Here is a 25,877-nt window from a genome sequence, read left to right as displayed (position 1 = left end):
CGGATGCCGGACATGTGTGCCGCAGAACCAGCGTTTCACGGCCCCGGAAGCACTGCAAAGGCAGGCGACGGCGAAACGCTCGCCACCATGTGCGGAGGCCGCCGAGATCTCCGCGCCCTCACCCGTGCGGGCCCGCCCATCGGCCGTCAGCGCCCGTCCGGCACCGCCGCCTCCCGGGGTTCCGGGTCGAGTTCGCTGGCGTCCCGGTGTGCCGTCTCGTGGCGCAGCAGGGTCAGGTGGGCCGCGGTCAGGGCCAGCAGGACGCCGATGTTGAGCAGGGCCGCCGCGTGCAGGCCGTCCGTGAAGGCCCTGCGGGCGAGCGTGAGGAGTTCGTCGCCCAGTCGCTCCGGCAGCCGGCCGGCGACCTCGGCGGCGCCTCCCAGGGTGGCGCGGGCGGCCTCGGTGAGGTCGGGTCCGATACGGCCCGGAAGACCGCCCCCGTCCATCGTCGCCCGGTACACGGCCGCGGCGACGGACCCGGCGACGGCCACCCCCAGCGCCTCGCCGAGGTTCGCGCCGGTCTCCCCGACGCCCGAGGCGTTGCCGGCGCGTTCGGGCGGGGCACTGCCGATGATCACGTCGTTGGTGAGGGCGAGCGCCGCCTGGATGCCGAAGGAGGCGATGGCGAAGGCGACGACGGCGGGGACCGGTCCGGATGCCGTGCCGGTCCGGGTGAGCAGCACCAGGCCCGGCACGGACAGCAGGAACCCGCCCGACATGATCCAGAGCGGGTTCGTCCGGTTCGCGGCGAGCGGGGCCAGCAGCGCGCCCACCACCCCCGCCGCCACCGCGGGCAGTGTCCACAGCCCGGTCGCCAGGGGGGAAAGGCCCAGCACCAGCTGGAAGTACTGCAGGAGCAGGAACTGCGTGCCGGTCACCGCGAAGAGCCCCAGGGTCAGCCCGGCCAGGGACACCCCGAACGCCGGGCGGGAGAACAGCCGCAGGTCGAGCATGGGGTCGGCGAGCCGCAACTGTCTGCGCACGAAGACCGCGCCGAGGCAGAGTCCCGCGACCATGCTCAGCAGCGGCAGTGCGCGGAGGCCGTGCTGGGCGATCTGTTTGAAGCCGTAGACCACCGGCAGCACCGTCGCGATGGACAGGGCGGCGCTGAGCGGATCGAGCCGTCCGGCCCGCGGGTCGCGGAACTCGGGCAGCAGCAGCGGCCCTGCGATCAGCAGGACGATGCCGACCGGCACCCCGAGCAGGAACACCGAGCCGTACCAGAAGTGCTCCAGGAACAGCCCGCCGATCAGCGGACCGATCATGCCGCCGATGCTGAAGTTGGTCATCCAGACCGCGACCGCGAGCCGCCGCTGCCTCGGGTCGCGGAACATGTTGCTGATCAGGGAGAGGGTCGAGGGCATCAACGTGGCCCCCGCGACCCCGAGCAGCGCGCGCGAGACGATGAGCATCGCCACCCCGGACGAGCAGGCGGCGAGCAGCGAGGCCGCGGCGAAGGCGGCGGCACCCGAGAGCAGGAGCCTGCGGCGCCCGATCCGGTCTCCGAGCGTGCCCATGGTGGCGAGGAAGCCGGCGACCATGAAGCCGTAGATGTCGATGATCCACAGCAGTTCCGCGGTGCTCGGATGCAGTCGTTCGCTGAGGTAGGGCGCGGCCAGGTGCAGCACGGTCATGTCGAGACCGATGAGCATCGTCGGCAGCGCGAGGACGGCCAGTCCGGTCCATTCCCGTCGTCCGGCCCGCGCCGGAGCCCCGGCGCGGGCCCCTGACGTGCGCTGGGCCACCGGCGTCAACCGGCCGCTCGGGAAGGGAGCGGCGTGCCCCGGTACGCGTCCAGCACACGGCGTACGGCGTGGATGACCGGAACCGGATGGTTCAGTGCCTCCTCGGGGGTGAGCCAGACGGCCGAGGTGCCCTCCGGGCCGAGGTGCACCGTGAGGCCCGGGTCCACCGCGTCGGCGGTCCGGTAGACGTGCCACAGATGCGCGTCGGCGCCGCGGCGGCAGCCGTCACCGGGTACCGGGACGCGGGCCAGGTGCTCCAGCCGTGTGCCGGCGATGCCGGTCTCCTCGCGGAGCTCGCGCGCCGCCGCCTCGCCGGGGTGCTCGCCGCACTCGACGTGCCCGGCGGGAATCGTCAGGCCGAAGGGGAATGCCGTGCGGTCGAAGAACAGAAGGCGGCCGCGGACGTCACGGACGAACACGCCCGCCGTCTCGTGCCAGTACTCGCCCTCGGCGTCCGTCCACCACCGGACCGCGGGATCGAGCACCAGCGCCCGGTCGGCGGTGTGGCCGCAGGCGGGGCACACGCAGTGCCGCCGGCCGTCCGTCGTGCGCCATTCCACCGGCTCGCCGTGGCAGCGCAGGCAGTAGTGGTGCTCGGCGCCGTCGTTGAGCGCGTGCGGCGGAAGGAAGTCCAGTTTCATGCCTCATCACCGATCTCCGGCCCTCCGTCACGGGCGTGCCGGACGGCGCGGCTTCGCGCGGTGGACGGTTCGGTGTCCTGTGCGCGAAGCCGGGTGCGTCGGACCGACGGGCCGTCAGTCGTCCAGGCCGTAGCGGAGGAAGAGCTCCTTGTCGCCCGCGACGTAGGAGGTGTCGGTGATCACCGTCTGGTCGGACGGGCCGCGGCTGCACATGCACATGTGCCGGCCGGTGGAGACGACCCGTGCCGCCCGCGCGCCGCCGGAGGTCATGATCTCCTCGGCGATGTCCTTCACGAGGTGCTCCTGGATCTGGAACCTGCGGCTGAACGCCTGTACCAGCCGGGGGAACTTGCCGAGGCCCAGGATCCGGTCGCCGGGCACGTACGAGATCGCCACCTTGCCGTAGAAGGGCAGGAAGTGGTGCGCGCAGATCGAGTAGTAGTTGATGTCGTGCACGCGGACCACGCCGGCGTGCTCGCCCTTGATCTCGACCGTCGTCTTGAGGATGGTCGAGGTGTCGATCTCGTAGCCGCTCAGCAGTTCGCGGTAGGCCCGTACGATACGGGGTTCGCATTCCGGTTCCTGATACCAGTCGAGCGCGCGCTTGTCGGTGGTGACGTTCTGTTCGAGCCACTCGGCGATGCTGCTCATGAAACACCTCCTGATGGACGCCCGTGGGCGCCTTGAGTGCTGCTGTTTCAGGTCGGCCCGCGGCCGGCTCCGCGAAAGCGGTTGCCGAGGAACTCGATCACGCCGGGGAACTCGATCACGACGTTCCGATGGGATCGGTCGCTGTTGTCGACCAGAGTCAGAAGCGCGTACGCACGTGCTGTGAACAGCAGCTTCGTGCTGACTGTGCCATGCTGCCCGCCTTTTTCCGGGGCACGCAACTTGTCGGAGATGTCGGAGTGATCTGTCACTCTCCCGGCGGCTGCCGAGCCGCTGCCCGCGGCGTGGCGGGTCGCCGAACGGCAGCGGCGGCCGCCGTCGCGGGGCGTGGGCCGCCGCGACGGAGCCGCCTCGTACGGTTCAGCCGGTCGCCGTGCTCGGTTCGGGCTCGGGGTCCGGATCGGTGGGCGCCGTGGCCTCCCACAACACGTTGAACCGGTTGATCCGCTCCTCGACGTGCTGCCGCGTCATCTTCAGCGTGGTCTTGGCGGGCACGATCTCCACGTCCGGCTCGGTCTCGTAGGACAGTTCCCCGTCGAAGATGATGAAGTCGTTGAGCGGGGTCACCTGGGCGCGCGGCGGCAGCAGCGACCGGACCGCGATGCGGGCGTCGATGCCGAACTCCCGGTGCCGGTCGCACAGACGTTCAAGGCTTTCCGTGCGCTCCTCGGGCCTGCTGACGAGGAACAGCCGCCGCACCTCGACACCGCGCTGCTTGATCGCCTCCTCCTGCGCCTTCAGATAGCGGTTCGCGGGCTCGCTGAACCAGAAGTCGCGGTCCACCGAGGTGCTGGTCGCGTACACCGTCCTCTTGGCGCAGGTGGTCAGGTCGATCAGCCAGTCGTGGTTCTCACCGGGGCAGTCGGCGCTGCCGTTGCTGAGGCTCTCCATCAGCGAGGCGAGCCGGCCTATCTCCTCCTGCGCGAAGGTCTTGACGATCTCCGAACCGTGCTCGCCCACCTGGGTGTACTTGCGGGCCAGCCGGGTCACCCCGTCGGAGCGGAGCACCGACCGGTCCACCTGGCTGAACAGCTCCGTGGCGTCGTTGATCTTGGCGAAGCTCTCGTCGACGGCCGCGCGCATCTGCGCGTGGTGCTCGGCCAGGCTGTCCTTCATCTCGCGGATGCGCTTCTTGTGGCCCGCCTCCATGGTCTCCAGCCGCTGCTCGAACTCCACGAGGTACTGGATGATCAGCGCGGCGCCGCCGAGGACGACGGACACGGTCAGCTGCCACACCTGGTTCTTGTCCTGGTTCAGCACACTGGTCAGGACCCAGGTGCCGCCGGCGACCAGGACCGTGAACAGTGTCTTCCTGAGGAGCTTCGGTATCTGCGTCTGCTCCTGGTTCCTCGGCACGGCCCTGACTTCCCCTGTCGATGCTCCGTTCATGTGAGCCTCCCCCGTCGGTGTGTCGTGGTGCCGCCCTTCAGCGCGTGCTCAGCGCCTCGTGCAGCAACGGAACGGCCTGGACGGCCAGTTGGTCGCGGATGCGCTGGACCAGGGTCCGCCACTGGCGGGTGAACCCCGGTTCCCGTTCCAGCACGTCCCACAGGTGACCCAGCGTGCGGTCCACGTGGGCGCGCGGCATCCACAGATGCAGCAGGTGATCGACGGCCGGGCGCAGGGCCAGGACGGCCGAGGGGCCGTCCGCCGCGCCGAGCCTGCTGCTGTCGAGCATGTGCACGACGGTCGTCAGCAGCCAGTCGTGCAGGGCGAGGTCCTCGCACAGGCCCGCCGCCGCGGCGGCCGGGGTGTCCTGCGGCAGTCGCAGCTCCACGGTCCGCAGCCCGTCCTCGGCGAGCGTGAAGCGCTCCAGTGACGGCCCCTCGCCCTGCGGGGCACGCCGTGCGGCCCAGCGCAGATGGGTGCGCCGGGACTTGAAGGGTGCCTTGTGGTCCAGCAGCGGATGGCGCACCACCTGGGCGAACAGGCCCTCGGCGATCGCCCCGAGGTCCAGTTCGCCGCGTCCGCCGCCCTGGAGCACGCCCTCGGCGGTGGCCTGCTCCGGAAGCTTTCCGAAGGGTTCGACCAGGCCGGGCCTGACGAGGTAGTGACCCCAGGGCCGGCGCATGTCGGGCCCGGCGGCCGGGGCGCTGAAGTAGGCGGTGGCCTGCAGGACACGGCCCTCGGTGAGCGCGGCGCGGGCGGCCACCGTGCCGACGCCGCGCACCTTGGCGCCGTTCGAGGTGGGCAGCCGGCAGTCCACTCCGGTGAGGATCTCCGGGGAGAGCGCGTACAGGTTGGGCCGCTCGGAGACGCGGACCTGTTCGTCGGCGCGCAGCCGCAGCAGTTGGGCGGCGGCCCGGCCGTCCAGCGCCTGGAAGGACGGCAGCAGACCGGTGCGCACCTCACCGCAGGCGAGGACCGGGCGGGCCGAGGGTCCGGGGGCCGGCATCTCAGGTCTCCCCGGCGGAGAGGGCGGGCACGGGCTCCTCGTAGAACACGTAGGTGGCGCGCTGCGCGACGGCCGCCGGCACCTCGGCGCCCTCGCGCGCCGAGCGCTCGGCCACCTGCCGCAGCGCGCCCGCGTCGACGTCCGTCTGGTCGAGGATGAGCCGGACGGCGTCCTCGACGGCCAGGAAGCGGTTCGGCATCAGGGTGCAGGTGCGGTAGGCGCTGAAGGGAGCCGCGTCGGCGTTGAGCTGGATCAGCGGCGGCAGCCGGTCCCAGTCGTACGGGAAGTCGGCGCCGTTCCAGGGGCGCGGGGTGAACACGGGCTCACCGAGGTGGCGCAGCAGGCCGAGGCGGGCCAGCTGCCAGACGGCGGCGAGGAACGGGCAGGACCACAGGCGCTGTCCGTCCTTCTCCGACCACAGCTCGACGTCCATGAACACGGAGTGGTTGCGGGCCGCGGTCTCCTGGGGCGGCTGCCAGACGGTGACCTCCATGGCGCGGCGGGAGGTCGGGCTGCGCTGCCCGTTGGCGAGCCAGCCGGTCTGGCTGACGGGCGGGCGGGAGCCGTGGCTGCCCGGCGGCGGCGACTCGACCAGGCGGTGCATCACGGCCTCGGCCAGCTCGACCTTGTCGGCGACGGCGCAGCCCGACTCACGGGCGAGGTAGTCGACGACGAGTCCGGCGCGCCGGGCCTCTTCGAGGATCACGGGGACGAGTTCGGCGGGTGTGGAGAAGCGGGTGAAGTAGTCGTCGACGAGGAAGCAGGTGCTGATGCGGGGCCGCTTGCCGCCGGCGCGGCGGGCGGCGGCGGCCCGGGCGGCGTCCACCCAGATCCGTACCTCGGCGAAGTGCTCGCGCAGCCGCTCGGGGCCGGCCTCGAAGTCCTCCATGTAGAGGTGGCCGAGCTCCAGGGAGAGGTGGGACAGCGGGACGAACTGGGTGCGGGGCTCTGCGGTGGTCTCGCGGAACACGGCGTCCGTCACGGCTGCTCCCAGTACTTGTCGTCGGTGAGCCGTCCGGCCAGCTCGCTCAGCGCCTCCCAGGTCTCCCTGTTGGCGATCTGGCTGTCGAGCACGTCCTCGTCCGTGATGAGCTGTTCGCGCCACTGCAGGACGGGCTCCAGGGGCACGGAGCCGAGGACCAGGCTGTAGCCGATGCCCTGGGTGGAGGCGAGCTGCTTGAGGTCCCGGTCGCACTCGCGCATCCACGCCGACTGGGTGGCCGACACCTGGGACCACAGCGGTGACTCGGGGTCGGGGACGGCGGCCCGTACGAAGCGGATCACGGCGCGCAGCGCGTCCTCGTCGTGGCCGCGGGCCACGCCTCCGGCGACGATGCCGCGCCTGCCGAAGACCAGGCTCGCGGCGGCGGCCACGTGCTGGCGGGTCCAGCGGTGGAAGACGAGCCAGCGGAACTGCACGCCGCTCATCTCGCGCTGCGCGGTGGCCTCCAGGACCATGTCGACGGCGTAGCTGCGGCCGGCGCTGAGGTCGATGACGATCAGGTCGAACTCGCTGTTGAGCCGCAGCAGGAGGTCCACGCACCGGCGCAGGTTGTCGTCGCCGGTGGCGAACTCCCCGCCGCTGAGGTCGCCGGGCATCAGCACCAGGCGGCCGGATCCCGGAGGCCGGTTGCGCAGCACCCGGTGCTCGGTGTCGGACCAGACGTCGATGCGGGCCGGTTCGCCGACGTCGCCCACCAGATAGGAGTGCAGTCCCCGGTCCTCGGCGGCCTGGCGTGCGTCGGGCACGTCGAAGACGGCCGACGCGGTCGGGGAGCCGAAGTCGAAGTCCAGGTAGCAGACGTCGTCGCCGGCCAGCGCCCGGTGGTACGCGAGGTTGGCGCTGGTGACGGAGCGGCCCGTGCCTCCCTTGTCGGAGGCCGCGAACAGGAGCACGGCTACACCCCCTGACCCGCGGCTTCGCGGGCCCGGGCCAGGGCGTCCAGCTGTCCGAGGACGTCGAGGGCCAACGCGCAGGCGGTACCGGGCTGGTCGTCCACGAGTGTGCGGGCCCGGCGCAACTTGACCTCGATGCCCCTGAGTTCGAGGCCGCGGTTGCCCTGGGCGGCGGGCGCGGGCTCCATCTGCTCGTTGCCGAGGAGGTGCGTGGACTCGCTCAGCAGCGCCTGGGCGATGTCGGTCAGTTTCGTGCTGCGGATCGGCGGCTGCTTGTACATCTCCTGGACCTGGACCATCGCCTCGGTGACGCGTTCGGTGATGCTCCAGGACACCGGTACGTCGAGGGACGGGGAGTCCGGGTAGGCGGCGTGGACGTTGTCCCACAGGCCGACGGCCTCGCCGTCGCGCAGGCGGCGGCGCCACACGTGACCGAAAATGTCCTCGGCGAGCCTCAGCAGCCGGTCGTGCGACTCGAGGTTGCGGGAGAGCGTGCACAGCTGGATGGTCCGCTTGAGCATCTGTGCCGAGAAGTCGGTCATGGTCCACTGCATGGGCGGGCCGATGCGTTCGCTGCCCTGCAACGGGAGGGTGACGCCGGGGTTGTGCAGCCGGACCATGGGGTCGTCGCGGGTCATGCGGCTGGTGATGCGGCCGCGTTCGGCGAGGCGTTCCATGACCCTGACGGTGCGGGTCAGGTCGTCGTCGGTGGCCCGGCGGCGCATCAGGTCGTGGATGAGGATGGCGGCGACGGAGAGGGAGAAGTACTCCGATTCCAGCTTCTGGCCCGTGGTGCGCCAGGGGATGTCCTCCAGGGGCCAGCGGTCGGTGTCGAAGCGCGCGATGCCCGACCAGAACTGCTGGGTGATCTCCCATCGAAGGCGTAACGCCTCGGCGAGCTTCTGCTGTTCGGGGTTGAGCAGGCCCAGGGTGAGGGTGCGGTCGGAGAACAGGTCCTGGATGCCGTCGAGGGCGACGACGGTGAAGTACAGGTACGGCACCGCGTTGGCGACGCCCTCGGGCTGCGTCCCGATCGGTTCGTCGGTCTCCACCTCGGGGGCGCTGTTGATGATGCTCCAGCCCCAGCCGCACTCGAAGAACCGGCTCTCGTCCTTGAGTCCCTCCTCGACCTCGAGGCCGAGGACGAGGCTCTCCCCGATGGCGGCGCGCAGCGCGCGGAAGCGGCGCTGGAACTTCTGCACCACGTGCCGCTGCGACAACCGTCCCTGACCGAGGAGTTCGCTCAGCGTGCGGCCCTGGGAGGAGTCGGTGTCGAAGACGTTGACGGTGAAGGAGCGCAGCAGGCTGACCATGGCGGCGGTGAGCCGGGTGCTGGTGGCGATCCTCAGTTCCTGGATCGTCTCCAGGACGTCGCTGCGGCGGGTCTTGGACTCGTAGACCTTGAGGAAGCCGAGCGTGGCCAGGCAGAGGGTGACGGACATCGAGAACGAGTCGACGACCCCGAGTTCACGCTGCTCCTTGGTGAGGTCCCGGTCCTTGTCCCTGGAGGAGAAGTAGTAGCCGCCGGCGAACGTCGGCCTCTTGTCCTCTCCGGTGTGCATGCCCATGAACTCGGCGGCCGCGGCGACGAGGTTCGCGGGGATCTCCAGCCGGCCGCCGGCCTTCCGCATCGTCTGCTGGACGTCGTCCTGCGTGGTGTCCGGGTCGTCCAGCCGGAAGGCCGGGATCTCGGTGGCCGGGTACAGGAGGCAGAGCAGTCGCTCCGCGTCGGCGACGCTGCTCTCTCCGCCCCATTTGCCCCATGCCCACTCCCCGCCGTCGAAGGAGTGGCGGGCGATCGCCTGCCAGATGTCCAGTAGATGCTGGCGTGGCTTGATCTGCATCCATGCCCCTCACACAGGCCGCGCTGCCATCAGCTCGGTGAATTCCCTGTTCTCTTGTCGAAGCATCGCTCCCTCAGCCGGCCGGAATGTCGGACTCCGAATTCCTGCGGCCCCAGGCGACGATCATTCCCGAATACCCCTCGCGGAGAGCGGCCGACGCCTTCAGCCGCGTGGTCTCGAACTCTCCGGCGAAAGGCGCCAGACTCTCGTGCACGTCCGACTCTCCCACGTCGCACGCGGGGAAGAAATGCTCACCCGCGTGATACCCCATGGAATGCTCCATGAACGCGGCGGCGAAGGGCGCGCCGGGGGCCAGGGCGCGCAGGAAGCACTCGACGCCCCGGGCGAACTCCTTGTGGGAGGTGGTCATCGACTCCGCGACGAAGAACATGGTCCCCATGGACCACTGCCCCTCGTGGCGCACCAGGTCGAAGAGGTTGCCCGGCCGGACCCGGACGACGTCGCGGAACTTCGCCCTGGGGTCCATGTCCAGGGTGCCGTACACGTCGTTCTTGCACAGGACGCGCCAGAACTGGTCCCAGTTGGTGTCGTAGGAGTCGACCTGGCTCTCCAGGTAGCGCACATTGGCGGTTGACCGCTCCAGGAGGGTGATCTCGTCGCACCACGGCAGCATGGCGAGTGCGGGATAGAGGTTCGCGCCGGCGCCCACGTCGATACCGGAAACCGGTCCGGCGGGCGGCGTTCGAAAATGACCGCCGAAATGATCGCGTACGATGTGGAGGATCTCCGCGTCCTCTGCCTGCAGGTCGCGGTAATTGTGATCTACGTAGGCGATGGGGTCGAATGCGGCCCACGATACGTCCGCATTCAGTTGAGTATCCCCCGACGATCTCAAGGTCATTGGCTTACGGTACCAACGCCCGGGACCGCACGGATCCCCTCCGGCAGAATGTCATGAGACGCGACTACGGCACATGGGGCGCACCGGGGGCGCATCGGGGCGAATCGCTTTTTGGACCTGATCCCGCCTTGAACGGCCAGATCACCCCGCTGAAGATGGTCGGAACTCTGCCGAACGCACTCGAAAGGCAGAGATCACGCGTCCCACCCGTACCACCCGTACGGGTGTCAACGTGTCCTTGACTCCTTCCCGCTGGGGGGCGGTATGGCTGCGTTTCCACAGGAACGTTTCTCTTCGCACGGGGGCCGGACGGGGCCGGCGGTGTTCCACGATCCGGGGCTCGTCGACCGGACACTGACGATGAGGGGGGTCACGGAGGAGGATCTGCCCGAACTCGTCCGCGTCGACAGGGAGGCGTTCCCCGACGACCCCTATCCCTACTTCGTGCTCCGCCAGCTCTTCGACCTGCACGCCGACCAGTTGCTCGTCCTCGACGACGGGCAGCGCCTGCACGGCTACGTCCTGTTCGTCATCTCACCGGACAGGTACCGGGGTTGGATCGTCAGCCTCGGTGTCACCCGCGACCAGCGGGGGCGGGGGCTGGGCCGGCGGCTGATGCTCGAGGTGCTGCGCCGGCTGCGCGCCGAGAGCGTCCGCGAGGTGCGGCTGACGGTCGAGCCGGCCAACGACGCGGCGATCACGCTGTACCGCTCGCTGGGCTTCTCGTCCGAGGAGGGCGTCCGCGAGGACTACTTCGGAGCAGGGGAGGACCGGCTCATCATGACGCTCGGGCTGTGAGGCTCACGGTGCGGGGGCCGTGGGGCTCGTGGGACCCGGGACGCTCAGACAGTGAAGCGCCGTACGTACCGCCGCTGCCAGGGCGTCTCCACGGCGTGCCGGTCGTAGTGCGCGCGGACGTACGCCACGGCGTCCCGCGGCGGTACGCCGTCCAGCACGGCGAGGCAGGCCAGTGCCGTGCCGGTGCGGCCGCGACCGCCGCCGCAGGCGACCTCGACGCGCTCGGTCGCGGCGCGGGCCCACGCCCCGGCGAGCAGCCGGCGCGCCCGGGCACGGCTGCTGGGCAGGCGGAAGTCCGGCCAGCGCAGCCAGTCGGCCTCCCAGGGCACCTCGGGCGGCGGGCCGCCGAGGAGGTACAGGGCGTACGACGGGGCGAGCCCGTCCGGCAGCGGCCGGCGCAGCGCCCGCCCGCGCACGAGCCGCCCGGACGGCAGCCGCAGGACACCGGGGCCGTCGGGGTCCCAGTCCGCCCGCGGCCGGGGCCGGTCGGCGGACCCGCCCGTGGGGCCGCCGGGTCCTTCGGGGGCGCTGCGGGCGCCGGTGGCGGCCTCGCGGGCGCGGGCGTCACCGGTGTGCGCCGCACGGCTGCCGGTCTGCGGGTCGTGGTCGGTCATCGTCCCAGTGTCGCCCCGCGGCCGGGCGCGGGGCAGGGCATGCGGCGGGCAACGGGCCGGCGCTCCGCAGCCCGCGGCCCCGCCGGCGGATCGACGGGCACCCCCGGTCCGCTGGATCCGACCGGCCCGATCCCCCCGCCCGGGACCGTGCCGTCGGCTGACGCGCCCGCCGAGCGGTGCCCGTTCCGTACCCGCTGCTGGAAGGCGGGCGCGGTGTGTGCCGACGCGATGCCGGGTTTCTCGGGCGCGTCGGCCGCCGGGCACCGCTTCCGCTGCCACCATCCTGTCCGGGGGGGGCGAGCCGACGCACGAGCTCGTGCGGCAGGCGGCGCACCCCTCCCCGGCCACCACCACGGCCGACGTACCCGCCCAGAAGAACGCCCGGGAGCCCTGATGACCCTGCCCGCCCCGCTGACCGGTGTCGTCCCGCCCGTCTGCACCCCTCTGACACCGGAAGGCGAGGTGGACGTCCCCTCGCTGCTGGGGCTCGTGGACCATCTGGTGACGGGCGGGGTGGACGCCCTGTTCGTCCTGGGGTCGTCCTCGGAGGCGGCCTACCTGACCGACCGTCAACGGCGCCTGGTGCTACGGACGGTGGTCGCACACGTGGCCGGCCGGCTCCCGGTCCTGGCCGGGGCGATCGACATGACGACGGCGCGCGTGCTGGACCACGTGGCGTACGCGGTGGAGGCGGGCGCGGACGCGGTCGTCGTCACGGCGCCGTTCTACGCCCGGACGCACCCCGCCGAGGTCGCCCGCCACTACCGGCTGGTCGCCGACCGCTCCCCCGTGCCGGTGATCGCGTACGACATCCCCGTGTCCGTCCACACGAAGCTGAGCGCCGAGCTGGTCCTGGAGCTCGCCGCGGACGGGACGCTGGCCGGGCTGAAGGACTCCAGCGGCGACCTGGCCGGCTTCCGCGCGGTCGTCACGGGTGCCCGTTCGCGGGAGGGCATCACGGGCTTCAGCGCGCTGACGGGATCCGAGCTGGTGGTCGACTCGGCCCTGGCGCTGGGCGCGGACGGGGCCGTGCCGGGCCTGGCGAACGTGGACCCGGAGGGCTACGTCCGTCTGGACCGCCTGTGCCGTGCGGGCGACTGGGACGCGGCGAGGGCGGAGCAGGAGCGGCTGTGCGCGCTGTACGGGATGACGGGCGTCGGCGACCCGGCCCGCATGGGCGCGAACTCGTCGGGGCTGGGGGCGTTCAAGGCGGCGCTGTACCTGCGGGGCGTGATCGCCTGCCCGCTGACGGCCCAGCCGCAGGTGCCCCTGTCGGAGAGGGAGATGGAACGCGTGGGGAAGCACCTGGCGGCGGCCGGTCTGCTCTAGTGCTGTGACCGGGAAGGTTCACCGGCTCGCGACGCCCGGCACGGCTCCCCCACGCTCGGCTGCGCTCGCGCGGGAGGGGCCCCCACCGCCGCGTTGTCGCATCACCCGCGTACATCCAGTACGCGGGCGACACTCCGCCTTGCGATGCTCCCCCGCAGCCCGAGGGGCGCGGGAGGTGCCCCCGGCACCGGACGCCGCGAGCTTCCGGCAAACCTTCCCCGCCACAGCACCAGCGCCCCGACGGCCGCGCCGTTCGGATCCTCCCGGCGTCGCGACCTGCGACCGGCCTGGCCCCGGCGACGGGGCCCAGCCGTCGTCCCAGGTCGTGGAGGCAGGGGGCACACGTGTCCGACGGGCCGTCGGTCACCCCGGAAGGACACCGGGAGTGACGAGCCCCGACTCGTAGGCGACGACGACCAGTTGTGCCCGGTCGCGGGCGCCGAGCTTGCCCATGATGCGGCTGACATGGGTCTTGGCGGTGAGCGGGCTGAGCCCCAGTGCCTCGCCGATCTCGGAGTTGGTGAGCCCGCGCGCCACCAGCGTCAGCACCTGGCGCTCGCGTTCGGTGAGGCACTCGGGCCCGCCCGCCGGCTCGGGCAGGGCGGGGCTGCGCAGGAGCCGGGCGATGAGGCGGGCGGTGGGACCGGGCGACAGCAGAGCGTCGCCGGCGGCCACCGTGCGGATGGCGGCGAGGAGTTCGGCCGGCCGGGTGTCCTTCACGAGGAAGCCGGAGGCGCCGGCGCGCAGCGCCTCGACGATGTGCTCGTCGGTGTCGTACGTGGTCAGCACGAGGACCCTGACCCCGGCGAGGTCCTCGTCGGCGGCGATGCGCCGGGTCGCCTCGATACCGTCCAGATCGGGCATGCGCAGGTCCATCACGACGAGGTCGGCCCGCGCGGAGCGGGCCAGCTCGACGGCCTCGCGCCCGGTGGCGGCCTGTCCCACCACCTCCATGTCGCCCGCGGACTCGACGAGCATGGCGAACGCGGCGCGCACGAGGGTCTGGTCGTCGGCGAGGAGCACGCGGATGGTCATCACGCCGGCCCTTCGACGGGGGCCAGGGGAAGGACGGCGGTCACCTCGAAGCCGCCCTCGGCGCGCGGACCGGCGTGGAGGGTGCCGCCGACGCTGCGGGCGCGCTCGCGCATGCCCACGAGACCGAAACCGGGGGCGGCCGCGGGGGCGGCGCCCGCGCCGGCCCCGTCGTCCGTCACCGCGACCCTCAGCGTCCCGGCCCCGGCGCCGGTCCCGCTCACGGCCCGCAGCGCCACCCGTATCCGTGCGTCCGCTCCCCCGTGCCGTACCGCGTTGGTGAGCGCCTCCTGGGCGATCCGGAACGCGGCGGCGCCCACCGCGGACGGGACGGCGCCCGCCTCGACGGTCAGCTCCACCCTCGCGCCGGCGCCGCGCGCCGCGGACACCAGGTCGGCCACCCCGGCCAGGGTGGGGAGCGGCCCGTGCCCGTCGTGGCCGGCGTCCGGCTCCCGCAGCACCTCCAGCGTGCCGCGCAGTTCGCCGCGCGCGGCGCGGCAGGTCTCGGCGATGTCGTCGAGCGCCCGGGCCACCGCCTTCCGGTCGAGGCGCTCGGGGTCCGCGGCCAGGACGTGCGCGGCCACCGAGGTCTGCACACCGATGAGGGTGATGCTGTGCGCGAGCAGGTCGTGCAGGTCACGGGCGATCCGCAGCCGTTCCTCGGCGACCCGGCGCCGTGCCTCCTCCTCGCGGGTGCGCTCGGCCCGTTCGGCGCGTTCGACGACGGAGGCGACGTACTGGCGGTGGACGCGGACGTATCCGCCGAGCAGGAGCACGGAGATGATCCACCCGGAGATCCGCAGGATCTCGACGACCTGGCGCGGGGCGACCAGGGCGTTCACGGTGACCGCGAGGCCGACGACGCACGCGCCCGTGATGAGCGTGCGGCGGGCGGTGCCGGTCACGGCGACGGTGTAGAGGGCGACCATGGCGGGGCCGGTGCCCGCGCTGTGGCGGAAGGCGAGCGCGTGGTACGGGCCCAGGAAGGCGACGACCGCGAGCAGCACGGCCAGCGGCCGCGCCCGCCGCCACGCGAGGGGCACATGGCCGCACGTCAGCAGCGCCCAGCCGAGCGTGTCGGGGCGCCGCCCGTCGCCGAACGTCAGGGCCGTGGCGGCGGACAGCGCGAGGAGGGCGGCCGCGCGGTACGCGTCGTTGCGCACGGCGTGCGGGGAGGGAGCGCCGGACATACGGGCGACGCCGGCGCGCAGCCGGCCGGCGATGCGGTGGGTGGCCGCGACGGTGAGTGCCTGCACGGGGTTCATCCTCCGGTACGGGGGCGCCCCCGTGGCAGACGGGGGCGCCCGGGTTCTCAGCCTGCCGTCACGGCCTCTTCGCGGCGCGGCCCCGGGGGCTCGGGCGCGCGGGAGAGCCGGCCCGGCCACCACACCGTCCGCCCCAGCGCCACGCTCGCGCTGGTCACCAGGTAGGTGCGGACGAGGAACGTGTCGAGCAGCACGCCCACCGCGATGACGAAGCCCAGCTCGACGAGTGGGACGAGCCCCATGGCGGTCAGCACCGCGAACGTGGCCGCGAGGACCAGCCCGGCGGAGGCGATGACACCGCCCGTGGTGCGCAGCGCGGTCAGTGCGGCGGCGGCCGGTTCCGCGCCGCCCTGCGACTCCTCCCGCATCCGGTGCACGAGGAAGATCCCGTAGTCGACGCCGAGGGCGACCAGGAACACGAAGGACAGCAGTCCCAGGCCCGGATCCGTGCCCTCGAAGCCGAGCAGCGGTGTGAAGACCAGTCCGCCGAGGCCGAGCGCCGCGCCCCACACCGCGACCACCGCTGCGGTCAGGATCAGCGGCGCGACGAGCGACCGCAGCAGGACGATCAGGATGAGCAGCACGGAGAGCAGCACGATCGGTACGACGACCAGCCGGTCCCGGCCGCTGGTGTCCCGCAGGTCGATCTGCTGGGCGCTGGGCCCGCCGACGTAGGAGTCGGGGAGGCGGCGGCGCAGTTCCCCCACGGTCGCGGTCTCGCCCGCCGACTGGGGCGGGTCGGCGGCGGTCACGGAGATCTCGGTCCAGCCGTCCCCCGTGCGCCCCCGGTGCGCCTCGGCGACGCCCGGGACGCCGCGGGCGGCGGTCAGGGTCGCGTCGGCGCGTCCGGCCGGGGTGATCACGTCGATGGGCTGGGCGGACCGCTCGGGATACGCCCTGGCCAGGGTCTCCATGGCGGCGACCGCCTCGGGCCGGTCCACGAAGGAGTCCTGCTGCTTGAGGGAGCCGGGCAGGTTCAGGGCGCCCAGGGCGAGCGCGCCGAGCAGGACGGCACCGCCGGCGAGCACGGTCAGCGGACGCCGCCCGGCCGAGCCGCCCATCGCGGCGAACAGCGACCGGCGCGCCGTGGGCGGGCTGCCGTGGGCGGGCACCAGCGGCCAGAACACCCGCCGCCCCAGGACCACGAGCACCGCCGGCAGCAGTGTCAGCATCGCGGCCAGCGCGCACAGCACGCCGACGGTGCCCAGCGGGCCCATGCCGCGGCTGGAGTTGAGGTCGGCGGCGAGCAGGCACAGCAGACCGGCGGCGACCGTGCCGGACGAGGCGAGCACGGCGGGACCGCAGCCGTGCAGGGCGGCGCGCATCGCGTCGTAGGGCCGCTCGGTCCGTCGCAGTTCCTCCCGGTAGCGGGAGACGAGCAGCAGGGCGTAGTCCGTGCCGGCGCCGAAGACGAGGATGGTCATCACGCCCGAGGTCATTCCTGTCACCGTGGTGCCGAACGCCTGGTGGAGCCCGTACGCCACGCCCATGGACAGGTAGTCGGCGACCCCGGCCACGACGAGCGGCACGAGCCACAGCAGCGGGCTGCGGTAGATCAGGACGAGCAGCACGGCGACGACGGCGACCGTGGTGTAGAGCAGTGGCCCGCCGAGCGACTGGTAGACGGCGCCCGCGTCGGTGGCCAGCGCGGCCGGCCCGCCGACCTGGACGGTCAGCCCGTTGCCGCTGTGGGCGACGCCGCGGACGTCCTCGACGAGGGCGTCGCGCTTCTTCTCGTCGCTGCCGGGCTCGTTGCTGGTGACCGGGTACAGCAGGGTCGTACCGTCCCTGGACGGGGTCCCACGGGGCGTCGCGGTCAGCGCGTGCCGCCCGGCGACCTCCGCGATCTGCCGCCCCGCCGTGGCCCGGTCGGCGGCGGTCAGGCCGCCGTCCCGGTGGTAGACCAGGACCAGTTCGGTGGTCTGCCCGCCGGGCAGCCGGTCCTGGATCCTGGCCACCCGGGTGGAGTCGGCGCTCGCGGGCAGGTAGTCCGTGACCCGGTCGTGCCGCACATCGGCGAGCCGGGACGCGAACGGGCCGACGGCCGCGAGCACCGCGACCCACAGCCCGATCACCAGCCAGGGCACGGCTCGTCGCCGTGCGCGCGTGCGTGTCTGTGCGGGCCCCATCTCGGGGTCCTCCCCTCCTGGACGGACGTCTGGACACGCACCAGACTCCCGTCGCGGGGGGAGGGATTCGTCGCGCGCGAGGGCGAGTTCGCGGGTACTGCGCCGGGTGTTCGGACGGCGGGACTACTCCCTGGGGAGTAGCGGGGAGCAGTGGGGAGCAGTGGGGAGCGGCGAGTCCTACGACGGGGTGCGCGCGGCCGCCAGCAGTCGGGTCACGTCGTCCGAGCAGATGGTGAGCGCCGCGCCGACGGTGGCGAGGACCTCGCGCTCGGCGACGGTGTAGGGGCCGTCCGCGAGGGCGATGCGGGCGCCCTGGAGCAGGACGGACTCACGGCCGGTGGGGGCGAGGTGGGGGGCCAGCGGGTCCAGGGCCTCATGGAGCTCTATGGCCAGGCCGGCTCCGCCCGGTCCGCCGCAGACGCGGCCGGTGTCGGCGGCCAGGGCGTCGACCAGGGCGCTGAGGCTGTCCGCCGTGCAGTCCTCGAAGCCGGCGGCGCGGACCGCGGACGCGGCCGTGTCCAGGGACGTGCGGGAGCCGGCGCCGCCCGCGGCGAGGACGGCGAGTGCCACCGTGTGGACGGCGTCGCGGAGCATCGCCGAGAAGCGGATCGTGGTCGGGTGGTCCAGGACGTCCGTGCCGTAGTGGTGGCCGCAGGCCGCGCACTCCACGACCGGGGCCGTCTCGCCGCGCGGCAGCACGGGCAGGCCCACGAGGGCGAGGCGGCGGCGTCCGGTGAGGCGCTGGTAGTTGCGGTCGCCCCCGCAGCCCGGGCAGAAGAACTCGCCGTCACCGACGGCGGTCCACGTGGTCCGGACACCCAGGAGACGCGCAGCACGGCCCTTGCGGGCTCCACGGCCCTTGCGTCCCCGTCCTGACAGCACGTCGCACCTCCCAAACTCCCCCGCCCAAGAGCGCGGGAAGTGCTGCCGGGCAACATCGCCGCGCTGGCGTGATGTTAGCCACATCCTTGATGCGAAGTCAGTACCCCGGACGAGACCTGTCTGTGATCTTCGGTCGAAATGGCCGGTCCATGACGCGGCCCTGCCCGCCCTCGGGGGCGGGCAGGGCCGTGAAGCCACTGGTCAGACGGTCAGCGGGCGGCGCGGTTGACCGCGGAGACGACGGCCTTCAGCGAGGCACGTGTCGTATTCGCGTCGATGCCGATGCCCCACAGGACCTTTCCGTCGATGGCGCACTCGATGTAGGAGGCGGCCTGCGCGGAGGCACCCTCGCTCATCGTGTGCTCCTGGTAGTCCAGGAGGCGTACGTCGACGCCGATGTTCTCCAGCGCGTCGAAGAAGGCCGAGATCGGGCCGTTGCCGGTGCCGGTCAGGACCGTGTCCTCGCCGTCGACCGTGGCCTCGACGGTGAGGGTGTCGACACCGTCCTTGTCGGTGGTCGTCTGGCCCGTCCTGACCTGGATGCGGCCCCACGGGTTGTCCGGGTTCGGCAGGTACTCGTCCTGGAAGACCGCCCAGATCTCCTTCGGCGTGACCTCGCCGCCCTCGGCGTCCGTCTTCGCCTGGATGATCCGGGAGAACTCGATCTGCATCCGGCGCGGCAGGTCCAGCTTGTGGTCGTTCTTGAGGACGTAGGCCACACCGCCCTTGCCGGACTGCGAGTTGACGCGGATGACCGCCTCGTAGGAGCGGCCGACGTCCTTGGGGTCGATCGGCAGGTAGGGCACCGCCCACTCGATCTCGTCGACCGTCCTGCCCTGGGCCCGGGCCTCGGCCTCCATGGCGTCGAAACCCTTCTTGATGGCGTCCTGGTGGGAGCCGGAGAAGGAGGTGTAGACGAGGTCGCCGATGTAGGGGTGGCGCGGGTGGACCTCCATCTGGTTGCAGTACTCCCAGGTGCGGCGGATCTCGTCGATGTGGGAGAAGTCGATCTGCGGGTCGACGCCCTGCGAGAAGAGGTTCATCCCCAGGGTGACCAGGTCGACGTTGCCGGTGCGCTCGCCCTGGCCGAACAGGCAGCCCTCGACGCGGTCGGCGCCGGCCATCACGGCCAGTTCGGCGGCCGCCACGGCGGTGCCGCGGTCGTTGTGGGGGTGGGCGGACAGGCAGACGTACGCGCGGCGGGAGAGGTTGCGGTGCATCCACTCGAAGCGGTCCGCGTGCGTGGACGGGGTCGAGCGCTCCACGGTGGCGGGCAGGTTCAGGATGATCTCGCGGCCCGGGCCGGGCTGCCAGACGTCCATGACCGCCTCGCAGACCTCCAGGGCGAAGTCCAGCTCGGTGTCGGTGAAGATCTCCGGGCTGTACTGGTAGCCGAACTCGGTCTCGGGGCCCAGCAGCTTCTCGGCGTACTCCATGACCAGCCGGGTGCCGTCGACGGCGATCTGCTTGATGTCGTCCTTGGAGCCGCGGAAGACCACCCGGCGGAAGACCGGGGCCGTCGCGTTGTAGAGGTGGACGTTCGCGCGCCGGGCGCCCTTCAGGGACTCGACGGTCCGCTCGATCAGGTCCTCGCGGGCCTGGGTGAGGACGGAGACGGTCACGTCCTCGGGGATCGCGCCCTCCTCCTCGATGATGGAGCGCACGAAGTCGAAGTCGGTCTGGCCGGAGGCCGGGAAACCGATCTCGATCTCCTTGTAGCCCATCGACACCAGCAGGTCGAACATGGCGCGCTTGCGTGCCGGCGACATGGGGTCGATCAGGGCCTGGTTGCCGTCGCGCAGGTCCGTGGACAGCCAGCGCGGGGCCTGGGTGATCCGCTGGTCGGGCCAGGTGCGGTCGGGGATGTCGACCTGCTCGTAGGGGCGGTACTTGCGGATCGGCATGGACGTGGGCTGCTGGCGGTTCGCCATGGTGCCTGGGCTCCTCGTGAGGTCCGGAAGGACGGCCGACGGCGCAACGCCAAACTCCGCGGGGAGGGGGTCGGCCTCGACTACAGGCCCTCGCCGCGGCAGCTAAGGAGGAGCAGCCCGAAACGCATGATGCTCCGCATGCTAGCCGAGCCGCGCCGGACGCGTGGGCCTGTATCAGTATGCGGGACCGGAGTCGCATTTCGGACATAAGGTGTGGTAATTCACCAACACCTCAGTCTTTGACCTCCTACCACTTTCCCGCGCACCACACGAGCCCCTTCCTCGACTTTTCACCAATCATGGTTGCAGCTGGTGACAGGGCGGTGACACAGTGCAAGGGTGCCGGGCATGACCACCAACGGGGGCCACGAGCCCGTCTTCTGCACCATCGTGCCACCGCATGTCCTCGACAAGCTCGCCCAGCACGAGGACTCCGCGCTCGCCACGCCCGCGCGCCGCACCCTGGAGCGCGACGCCCTGGAGCGCACCCGCCGTCGGCTGACCACGGTCATCGGGGCCCCCGCGGCGGCCCCGCCGGCACACGCCGCCGACCAGCCCCACCGCACCGTCTACGACGCCGGGCACCGCCAGGAGCTGCCCGGCAGGAAGGTCCGCGCCGAGGGCGAGGAGCCCGGCAGGGACGCCACGGTCAACCGGGCCTACGCGGGCCTCGGCGCCACCTACGAGCTGTACCGGGCGGCGTACGGCCGCGACTCCATCGACGGCAAGGGACTGCCGATGGACGCGAGCGTGCACTTCGGCGAGAACTACGACAACGCCTTCTGGAACGGCGAGCAGATGGTGTTCGGCGACGGGGACAACGAGATCTTCCTCGACTTCACCATCCCGGTGGACGTCATCGGCCACGAGCTAACCCACGGCGTCACCCAGTACACGGCGAACCTGGCCTACTACGGCCAGCCGGGTGCCCTCAACGAGTCGATGTCCGACGTGTTCGGCTCGCTCATCAAGCAGCACGCCCTCGGGCAGACCGCCGCCGACGCCGACTGGCTGATCGGCGCCGGACTGCTGGCCCCCCGCGTCACCGGCAAGGCGCTGCGCTCGATGAAGGAGCCGGGCACCGCGTACGACGACGACGTGCTCGGCAAGGACCCGCAGCCGGGGACGATGGACGGCTATGTGCACACCAGCCAGGACAACGGCGGTGTGCACATCAACTCCGGCATCCCCAACCACGCCTTCTACCTGGTCGCCACCGAGCTCGGCGGGCACGCCTGGGAGCGGGCCGGACAGATCTGGTACGACGTGCTGACCGGCGAGGAGCTGCGGGCGCAGGCGACCTTCGCGGACTTCGCGAAGCTGACCGTGGCGGCGGCCAAGGCCCGCTACCACGAGGGCGAGGAGCTGGAGGCCGTCCTCAAGGCGTGGGAGCAGGTCGGGGTGCCCACCTCGTAGCGGCGGCGCCTCTCGCGTACTAGACAGGTCCCATGCGTATTCGGGTGAGGCGCACGGGCGGGTTCGCGGGCATCGAGCGCCGGGCCGAGGTGGAGACCTCGGGACGGGCCGACGCCCCCGAGTGGCACGCCCTGGCGGAACGGGCGCTCGCCGGCGGCCGGGGCGCGCCGCCGGCGGGTGTGCCGGACGGTTTCAGCTATGAGATCACCGTGGACGGCAGGACCGTGTACTGCGCGGATCCCCGGCTAACCGACGAACAGCGGGCACTGATCTCGAAAGTGCTGAAGGAAGGCGCCTGACGGCCCGGTCGGCCGTCCCACGGAACAACGGCCTTCCGCCGCCTGCCCGTTGACTTCCCTTACCCGCGGTAAGGATGATCCGGCGCATGGCGACGAATCCGATACCCCGGTTCCCGGCCGGTTTCCTGTGGGGCGTGTCGACCTCGGCCCACCAGATCGAGGGCGCGGTGGACGAGCGCGGGCCCTCCGTGTGGGACGCGTTCACCGCCGAGCCGGGGCGGGTGAAGGACGGCTCGACCGCGGCGGTGGCCTGCGACCACTACCACCGCTACCGCGAGGACGTGGCGCTCCTGGCCGACCTCGGCGTGGACGCGTACCGCTTCTCGATCTCCTGGCCCCGGGTCTCCTCCCCCGGCGGCCTCGACTTCTACGACCGCCTGGTCGACGAGCTGTGCGCGGCGGAGGTGCGGCCGGTCCCGACCCTCTTCCACTGGGACCTGCCGGCCGAGCTGGACTGGCTGGAGCGGGACACCGCGTCCCGGTTCGCCGACCACGTGTCGGTCGTCGCCGAACGCCTCGGCGACCGCGTGACCAAGTGGATCACCCTCAACGAGCCCGCCGAGCACACCCTGCTCGGCCATGCGCTCGGCGTCCACGCACCGGGCAGGCGGCTGATGTTCGACGCGCTGCCGGTGGCCCACCACCAGCTCCTGGCCCACGGTCTGGCCGTACGGGCCCTGCGCGCGGCCGGCACCTTCGACATCGGCATCGCCAACTCGCACGGGCCGACCTGGCCCGCGTCCGCGTCACAGCAGGACACGGAGGCCGCGGAGTTCTACGACGTCCTGCTCAACCGGCTGTTCGCCGACCCGCTGCTGCTCGGCCGTTACCCGGAGGGCATCGGTGAACTGATGCCCGGCGACGTGGAGTCCGACCTGAAGCTGATCGCGGAGCCGGTCGACTGGTACGGGATCAACTACTACGCGCCGACGAAGGTGGGTGCGCCGCAGGGCGCGGAGATCGATTTCGCCGGCATCACGCTGCCCGCCGAACTCCCCTTCTCGGTGCGGGAGATCGAGGGACACCCGGTCACGGACTTCGGCTGGCCGGTGGTGCCGGAGGCGCTGACCGAGCTGCTGACCGGCTTCCGCGAGCGCTACGGCGACCGGCTCCCGCCGATCGTCATCACCGAGAACGGCTGCTCCTACGAGGGGATCGACGACCAGGAGCGCATCGCCTACCTGGACGGCCATGTGCGGGCGCTGCACCGGGCGATCGAGGCGGGCGTGGACGTGCGCGGCTACTTCGTGTGGTCCCTGATGGACAACTTCGAGTGGGCCGAGGGGTATGCGCGCCGCTTCGGGCTCGTCCACGTCGACTACGAGACGCTGGAGCGCACGCCCAAGGCGTCGTACGCCTGGCTGCGCGACCTGCTGCGGGCGCGGGGGTGACGACGGCCGGGCGGGCCGTGGACGCGCTCGCCGAGCCCGTCGAACCCGTCGGCCGGGGCTGGACGTCCGCCCTGTCGCTCGCCAACGGGGCGATCTGGGTGGGCTGGTACGGCCCGCTGCAGATCCTGCTCGCCTCGCAGGCGAAGGACTTCGCCCCCGGCTCCGGCATGTCCAAGGAGACGATGCTGGCCTGGGTCACGGGCGCGGGCGCGGTGGTGTCGCTGGTCGCGAACCCGTTCTTCGGCGCGCTGTCGGACCGCACGACCGCGCGCCGGGGCCGGCGCACACCGTGGATCGTGGCCGGTGCGGCGGGCGGCGCGGCATCCCTCCTGCTGCTGGCGGGCGCCGGCGGGCCGTGGACCATGGCGCTCGGCTGGTGCCTGGTCCAGCTGACCCTGAACGCGGCCTTCGCGGCCGTGACGGCCGCGGTGCCGGACCGGGTGCCGCGGCTCCAGCGGGGTGCCGTGGGCGGCTGGCTGGGCGCGGCGCAGGTCCTCGGCGTGGTCGGCGGCACCGGTCTCGCCGCGGCGGCGGGCGGGGTGGGCGCGGGCTACTCGGCGTGCGCGCTGTTCACGCTGGCGGGCGTGCTGCCGTACGTCATGGCCTACGAGGACCTGCGGCTGCCGGAGTCGGAGCGCCCCGCCCGGTCCCGGCGGGCCTTCCTGGCCGGCTTCTGGCTCAGCCCGCGACGCCACCCGGACCTGGGCTGGGCCTGGCTGACCCGCTTCCTGATCAACCTCAGCAACGCGTTGGTCCTGCTGTACCTGCTCTACTACCTCAGGGACCGCCTGCACCGCGACGATCCCGAGCAGGGCGTGCTGGTCCTCACGGCCGTCAACGGCCTCACGCTGCTGGCCACCGTCGTGGCCGGAGGCGTCTGGTCGGACCGGGTGGGCCGGCGCAAGCCGTTCGTGATCTGGTCGGGCGTCCTGATGGCGGCGGCGACGGCGGCCCTGGCCACCTGGCAGACCTGGCCGGGCGCGATCGTCGCGGCGGCCGTGCTGGGCGTCGGCTTCGGGGTCTTCACCTCGGTCGACTTCGCGCTGATGACGGACGTCCTGCCGACGGCACTGGACCGCGGGAAGGACCTCGGGGTCATCAATGTCGCCAACGCGCTCCCCCAGGTCGCCGCCCCTGCCCTGGCCGCCCCGATCGTCACCCACCTGGGCGGCTACCGCGTGCTGTACCTGGTGGCGGCGGTGATCGGGCTGGGCGGGGCGCTGTTGGTCGGGCGGATCCGGGGCGTGGAGTGAGGCGGGACCCGGGGCGTGGGGGGGGGGGGGGGGGGGGGGGGGGGGGGCCCCCCCCCCCCCCCCCCCCCCCGGGCGGGGGGGGGGGGCCGGGGCGGGGGGCCCCCCCCGCCCCCCCCCCCCCCCCCCCCGCCCCCCCCCCCCCCCCNNNGTACGGGTTTGGGGGGGGGGGGGGGGGTTGTGGGGGGGGGGGGCCGGGGGGGGGGGGTGGGGGGGGCCCGGGGGGGGGGGGGGGGGGGGGGGGGGGGGGCCGCCCCCCGCCCCCGCCCGCCCGGCACGGTGTTCGAGGGACGGTGTCCACCGACCGGGGGAAAAGTCCTACGGCTCTGCGGCCTCCGCGTCGTACTCTTGAGAACGCGAGGCCGCCCTCAGCAGCGCGGCCGTACGGAGGAGGAATCGCGGCCTTCAGAGCCGGCCCATGACTCAGACACCCACAGCGCACAGCCCCGCGGAGGGACAGGCCCGAGCGCATTTCACCGTCCCCGCCCAGCACCCCATGGTGACCGTGCTGGGTTCCGGAGATTCCCTCCTGCGCGTGATCGAGAAGGCTTTCCCGGCGGCCGACATCCATGTCCGGGGCAACGAGATCAGCGCGGTCGGCGACGCCGGTGAGGTCGCCCTGATCCAGCGCCTGTTCGACGAGATGATGCTGGTGCTCCGCACCGGACAGCCGATGACGGAGGACGCAGTGGAACGCTCGATCGCCATGCTCCGGGCGAGCGAGACCGGGGAGGGCCCGGAGGAGACCCCGGCCCAGGTGCTCACGCAGAACATCCTGTCGTCCCGTGGTCGCACGATCCGCCCCAAGACGCTCAACCAGAAGCGGTACGTCGACGCGATCGACAAGCACACGGTCGTCTTCGGCATCGGTCCCGCGGGCACCGGAAAGACCTACCTGGCCATGGCCAAGGCCGTGCAGGCCCTGCAGTCCAAGCAGGTCAACCGCATCATCCTGACCCGCCCGGCCGTCGAGGCGGGCGAGCGCCTCGGCTTCCTGCCCGGCACGCTGTACGAGAAGATCGACCCGTACCTGCGCCCGCTGTACGACGCGCTGCACGACATGCTCGACCCCGACTCGATCCCGCGGCTGATGGCCGCCGGGACCATCGAGGTGGCACCGCTGGCCTATATGCGGGGACGCACGCTCAACGACGCCTTCATCATCCTCGACGAGGCCCAGAACACGAGCCCCGAGCAGATGAAGATGTTCCTCACCCGCCTCGGCTTCGACTCGAAGATCGTGATCACGGGTGACGTGACCCAGGTCGACCTCCCCGAGGGGACCAGGAGCGGCCTGCGGCAGGTCCAGGAGATCCTGGAGGGCGTCGAGGACGTCCACTTCTCGCGGCTGTCGTCCCACGATGTCGTACGGCACAAGCTGGTCGGCCGTATCGTCGACGCCTACGAGGAGTACGACAGCAAGCACGGCACCCAGAACGGCACGCACAAGGGCCGGGGCAAGGCCGGGCACAAGGGGAAGTAGACCAGC

General features: G+C 72.3%; 23 protein-coding genes. 7 read left to right on the top strand and 16 right to left on the bottom strand.

The genetic code is table 11. The features are described from left to right. Positions 1-146: 146 nt before the first annotated feature. From ACFYMU_RS26515 to ACFYMU_RS26470, 10 genes are all read right to left on the bottom strand, one after another. Positions 147-1,745, bottom strand: coding sequence for an MFS transporter (locus ACFYMU_RS26515; protein ID WP_388377958.1), 1,599 nt, complete (start codon positions 1,743-1,745; stop codon positions 147-149). Positions 1,746-1,750: 5 nt separating this feature from the next. Beyond that, complete coding sequence (locus ACFYMU_RS26510; protein ID WP_388377955.1) at positions 1,751-2,386, bottom strand: NUDIX hydrolase; 636 nt, start codon at positions 2,384-2,386, stop codon at positions 1,751-1,753. Between the two features lie 114 nt (positions 2,387-2,500). After that, a complete protein-coding gene (folE, locus tag ACFYMU_RS26505; protein ID WP_388377952.1) occupies positions 2,501-3,037 on the bottom strand; it encodes a GTP cyclohydrolase I in 537 nt (178 codons plus the stop codon). A gap of 47 nt (positions 3,038-3,084) precedes the next feature. Further along, entirely contained in the window at positions 3,085-3,306 is a 222-nt protein-coding gene (locus tag ACFYMU_RS26500; protein WP_388377950.1) for a hypothetical protein, read from the bottom strand. 109 nt (positions 3,307-3,415) lie between these two features. Next, positions 3,416-4,444, bottom strand: coding sequence for a DUF6879 family protein (locus tag ACFYMU_RS26495; protein WP_388377947.1), 1,029 nt, complete (start codon positions 4,442-4,444; stop codon positions 3,416-3,418). A gap of 37 nt (positions 4,445-4,481) precedes the next feature. After that, a complete protein-coding gene (locus ACFYMU_RS26490; RefSeq protein WP_388377944.1) occupies positions 4,482-5,450 on the bottom strand; it encodes an SCO2521 family protein in 969 nt (322 codons plus the stop codon). Between the two features lies 1 nt (position 5,451). Then, the gene (locus ACFYMU_RS26485; RefSeq protein ID WP_388377941.1) at positions 5,452-6,432 is read right to left on the bottom strand and encodes an SCO2522 family protein; all 981 of its coding nucleotides are present in this window, start codon (positions 6,430-6,432) and stop codon (positions 5,452-5,454) included. Then, positions 6,429-7,346 (bottom strand): SCO2523 family variant P-loop protein, encoded by a 918-nt coding sequence (locus ACFYMU_RS26480; RefSeq protein WP_388377938.1) that lies wholly within the window; start codon positions 7,344-7,346, stop codon positions 6,429-6,431. The genes ACFYMU_RS26485 and ACFYMU_RS26480 overlap by 4 nt, the downstream gene beginning before the upstream one ends. A gap of 2 nt (positions 7,347-7,348) precedes the next feature. Then, the gene (locus tag ACFYMU_RS26475; RefSeq protein WP_388377936.1) at positions 7,349-9,190 is read right to left on the bottom strand and encodes an SCO2524 family protein; all 1,842 of its coding nucleotides are present in this window, start codon (positions 9,188-9,190) and stop codon (positions 7,349-7,351) included. Positions 9,191-9,263: 73 nt separating this feature from the next. After that, entirely contained in the window at positions 9,264-10,052 is a 789-nt protein-coding gene (locus ACFYMU_RS26470; protein ID WP_388377933.1) for an SCO2525 family SAM-dependent methyltransferase, read from the bottom strand. 264 nt (positions 10,053-10,316) lie between these two features. Here ACFYMU_RS26470 and ACFYMU_RS26465 point away from each other — a divergent pair, with 264 nt between their 5' ends. Continuing rightward, complete coding sequence (locus tag ACFYMU_RS26465) at positions 10,317-10,850, top strand: GNAT family N-acetyltransferase (RefSeq protein WP_388377930.1); 534 nt, start codon at positions 10,317-10,319, stop codon at positions 10,848-10,850. Positions 10,851-10,894: 44 nt separating this feature from the next. Here the strand turns inward: ACFYMU_RS26465 and ACFYMU_RS26460 are convergent, their stop codons facing one another. Next, a complete protein-coding gene (locus tag ACFYMU_RS26460; RefSeq protein WP_388378017.1) occupies positions 10,895-11,290 on the bottom strand; it encodes a protein phosphatase in 396 nt (131 codons plus the stop codon). 567 nt (positions 11,291-11,857) lie between these two features. Between ACFYMU_RS26460 and ACFYMU_RS26455 the strand changes: the two genes are divergently transcribed. Then, positions 11,858-12,793, top strand: coding sequence for a dihydrodipicolinate synthase family protein (locus ACFYMU_RS26455; protein ID WP_388377927.1), 936 nt, complete (start codon positions 11,858-11,860; stop codon positions 12,791-12,793). 363 nt (positions 12,794-13,156) lie between these two features. Here ACFYMU_RS26455 and ACFYMU_RS26450 read toward each other — a convergent pair whose 3' ends face one another. From ACFYMU_RS26450 to leuA, 5 genes are all read right to left on the bottom strand, one after another. Next, positions 13,157-13,828, bottom strand: coding sequence for a response regulator (locus ACFYMU_RS26450; protein WP_388377924.1), 672 nt, complete (start codon positions 13,826-13,828; stop codon positions 13,157-13,159). Continuing rightward, positions 13,828-15,090, bottom strand: a complete 1,263-nt coding sequence (locus tag ACFYMU_RS26445; RefSeq protein ID WP_388377921.1) for a sensor histidine kinase — start codon at positions 15,088-15,090, stop codon at positions 13,828-13,830. Before ACFYMU_RS26445 ends, ACFYMU_RS26450 begins: the two co-directional genes overlap by 1 nt. A 47-nt stretch (positions 15,091-15,137) precedes the next feature. Next, positions 15,138-17,219: an MMPL family transporter gene (locus ACFYMU_RS26440; protein WP_388377918.1), complete on the bottom strand. Its 2,082-nt coding sequence runs from the start codon at positions 17,217-17,219 to the stop codon at positions 15,138-15,140. 177 nt (positions 17,220-17,396) lie between these two features. After that, on the bottom strand, positions 17,397-18,101 hold the full coding sequence (locus tag ACFYMU_RS26435) for a TerB family tellurite resistance protein (protein WP_388377915.1): 705 nt from the start codon (positions 18,099-18,101) through the stop codon (positions 17,397-17,399). A 209-nt stretch (positions 18,102-18,310) separates the two neighbouring features. Then, positions 18,311-20,032: a 2-isopropylmalate synthase gene (gene leuA, locus ACFYMU_RS26430; RefSeq protein ID WP_388377912.1), complete on the bottom strand. Its 1,722-nt coding sequence runs from the start codon at positions 20,030-20,032 to the stop codon at positions 18,311-18,313. A 348-nt stretch (positions 20,033-20,380) separates the two neighbouring features. Between leuA and ACFYMU_RS26425 the strand changes: the two genes are divergently transcribed. The 5 genes from ACFYMU_RS26425 (at position 20,381) to ACFYMU_RS26405 (ending at position 25,871) form a co-directional block, all read left to right on the top strand. After that, complete coding sequence (locus ACFYMU_RS26425) at positions 20,381-21,448, top strand: M4 family metallopeptidase (RefSeq protein WP_388377910.1); 1,068 nt, start codon at positions 20,381-20,383, stop codon at positions 21,446-21,448. Positions 21,449-21,480: 32 nt separating this feature from the next. Next, entirely contained in the window at positions 21,481-21,747 is a 267-nt protein-coding gene (locus ACFYMU_RS26420; protein ID WP_388377908.1) for a protealysin inhibitor emfourin, read from the top strand. A 74-nt stretch (positions 21,748-21,821) separates the two neighbouring features. Further along, a complete protein-coding gene (locus ACFYMU_RS26415) occupies positions 21,822-23,138 on the top strand; it encodes a GH1 family beta-glucosidase (RefSeq protein ID WP_388377906.1) in 1,317 nt (438 codons plus the stop codon). Next, complete coding sequence (locus ACFYMU_RS26410; protein WP_388377903.1) at positions 23,135-24,391, top strand: MFS transporter; 1,257 nt, start codon at positions 23,135-23,137, stop codon at positions 24,389-24,391. Before ACFYMU_RS26415 ends, ACFYMU_RS26410 begins: the two co-directional genes overlap by 4 nt. 415 nt (positions 24,392-24,806) lie before the next feature. Then, positions 24,807-25,871: a PhoH family protein gene (locus ACFYMU_RS26405; RefSeq protein ID WP_388377900.1), complete on the top strand. Its 1,065-nt coding sequence runs from the start codon at positions 24,807-24,809 to the stop codon at positions 25,869-25,871. Positions 25,872-25,877 lie beyond the last annotated feature (6 nt).

Source organism: Streptomyces sp. NPDC007264 (genome assembly GCF_042869095.1).
GTDB lineage: Bacteria > Actinomycetota > Actinomycetes > Streptomycetales > Streptomycetaceae > Streptomyces.
The sequence above is the reverse complement of the archived record's forward strand: the minus strand, read 5'-3'. Positions and strand labels throughout refer to the sequence as shown.

What these genes read in the sequence shown, in the direction of transcription:
- ACFYMU_RS26510 (WP_388377955.1), bottom strand. Translation starts at nt 2,386, where the DNA reads ATGAAACTGGACTTCCTTCCGCCGCACGCGCTCAACGACGGCGCCGAG.
- folE (WP_388377952.1), bottom strand. Translation starts at nt 3,037, where the DNA reads ATGAGCAGCATCGCCGAGTGGCTCGAACAGAACGTCACCACCGACAAG.
- ACFYMU_RS26495 (WP_388377947.1), bottom strand. Translation starts at nt 4,444, where the DNA reads ATGAACGGAGCATCGACAGGGGAAGTCAGGGCCGTGCCGAGGAACCAG.
- ACFYMU_RS26490 (WP_388377944.1), bottom strand. Translation starts at nt 5,450, where the DNA reads ATGCCGGCCCCCGGACCCTCGGCCCGCCCGGTCCTCGCCTGCGGTGAG.
- ACFYMU_RS26475 (WP_388377936.1), bottom strand. Translation starts at nt 9,190, where the DNA reads ATGCAGATCAAGCCACGCCAGCATCTACTGGACATCTGGCAGGCGATC.
- ACFYMU_RS26470 (WP_388377933.1), bottom strand. Translation starts at nt 10,052, where the DNA reads ATGACCTTGAGATCGTCGGGGGATACTCAACTGAATGCGGACGTATCG.
- ACFYMU_RS26465 (WP_388377930.1), top strand. Translation starts at nt 10,317, where the DNA reads ATGGCTGCGTTTCCACAGGAACGTTTCTCTTCGCACGGGGGCCGGACG.
- ACFYMU_RS26455 (WP_388377927.1), top strand. Translation starts at nt 11,858, where the DNA reads ATGACCCTGCCCGCCCCGCTGACCGGTGTCGTCCCGCCCGTCTGCACC.
- ACFYMU_RS26450 (WP_388377924.1), bottom strand. Translation starts at nt 13,828, where the DNA reads ATGACCATCCGCGTGCTCCTCGCCGACGACCAGACCCTCGTGCGCGCC.
- ACFYMU_RS26445 (WP_388377921.1), bottom strand. Translation starts at nt 15,090, where the DNA reads ATGAACCCCGTGCAGGCACTCACCGTCGCGGCCACCCACCGCATCGCC.
- ACFYMU_RS26440 (WP_388377918.1), bottom strand. Translation starts at nt 17,219, where the DNA reads ATGGGGCCCGCACAGACACGCACGCGCGCACGGCGACGAGCCGTGCCC.
- leuA (WP_388377912.1), bottom strand. Translation starts at nt 20,032, where the DNA reads ATGGCGAACCGCCAGCAGCCCACGTCCATGCCGATCCGCAAGTACCGC.
- ACFYMU_RS26425 (WP_388377910.1), top strand. Translation starts at nt 20,381, where the DNA reads ATGACCACCAACGGGGGCCACGAGCCCGTCTTCTGCACCATCGTGCCA.
- ACFYMU_RS26420 (WP_388377908.1), top strand. Translation starts at nt 21,481, where the DNA reads ATGCGTATTCGGGTGAGGCGCACGGGCGGGTTCGCGGGCATCGAGCGC.
- ACFYMU_RS26415 (WP_388377906.1), top strand. Translation starts at nt 21,822, where the DNA reads ATGATCCGGCGCATGGCGACGAATCCGATACCCCGGTTCCCGGCCGGT.
- ACFYMU_RS26405 (WP_388377900.1), top strand. Translation starts at nt 24,807, where the DNA reads ATGACTCAGACACCCACAGCGCACAGCCCCGCGGAGGGACAGGCCCGA.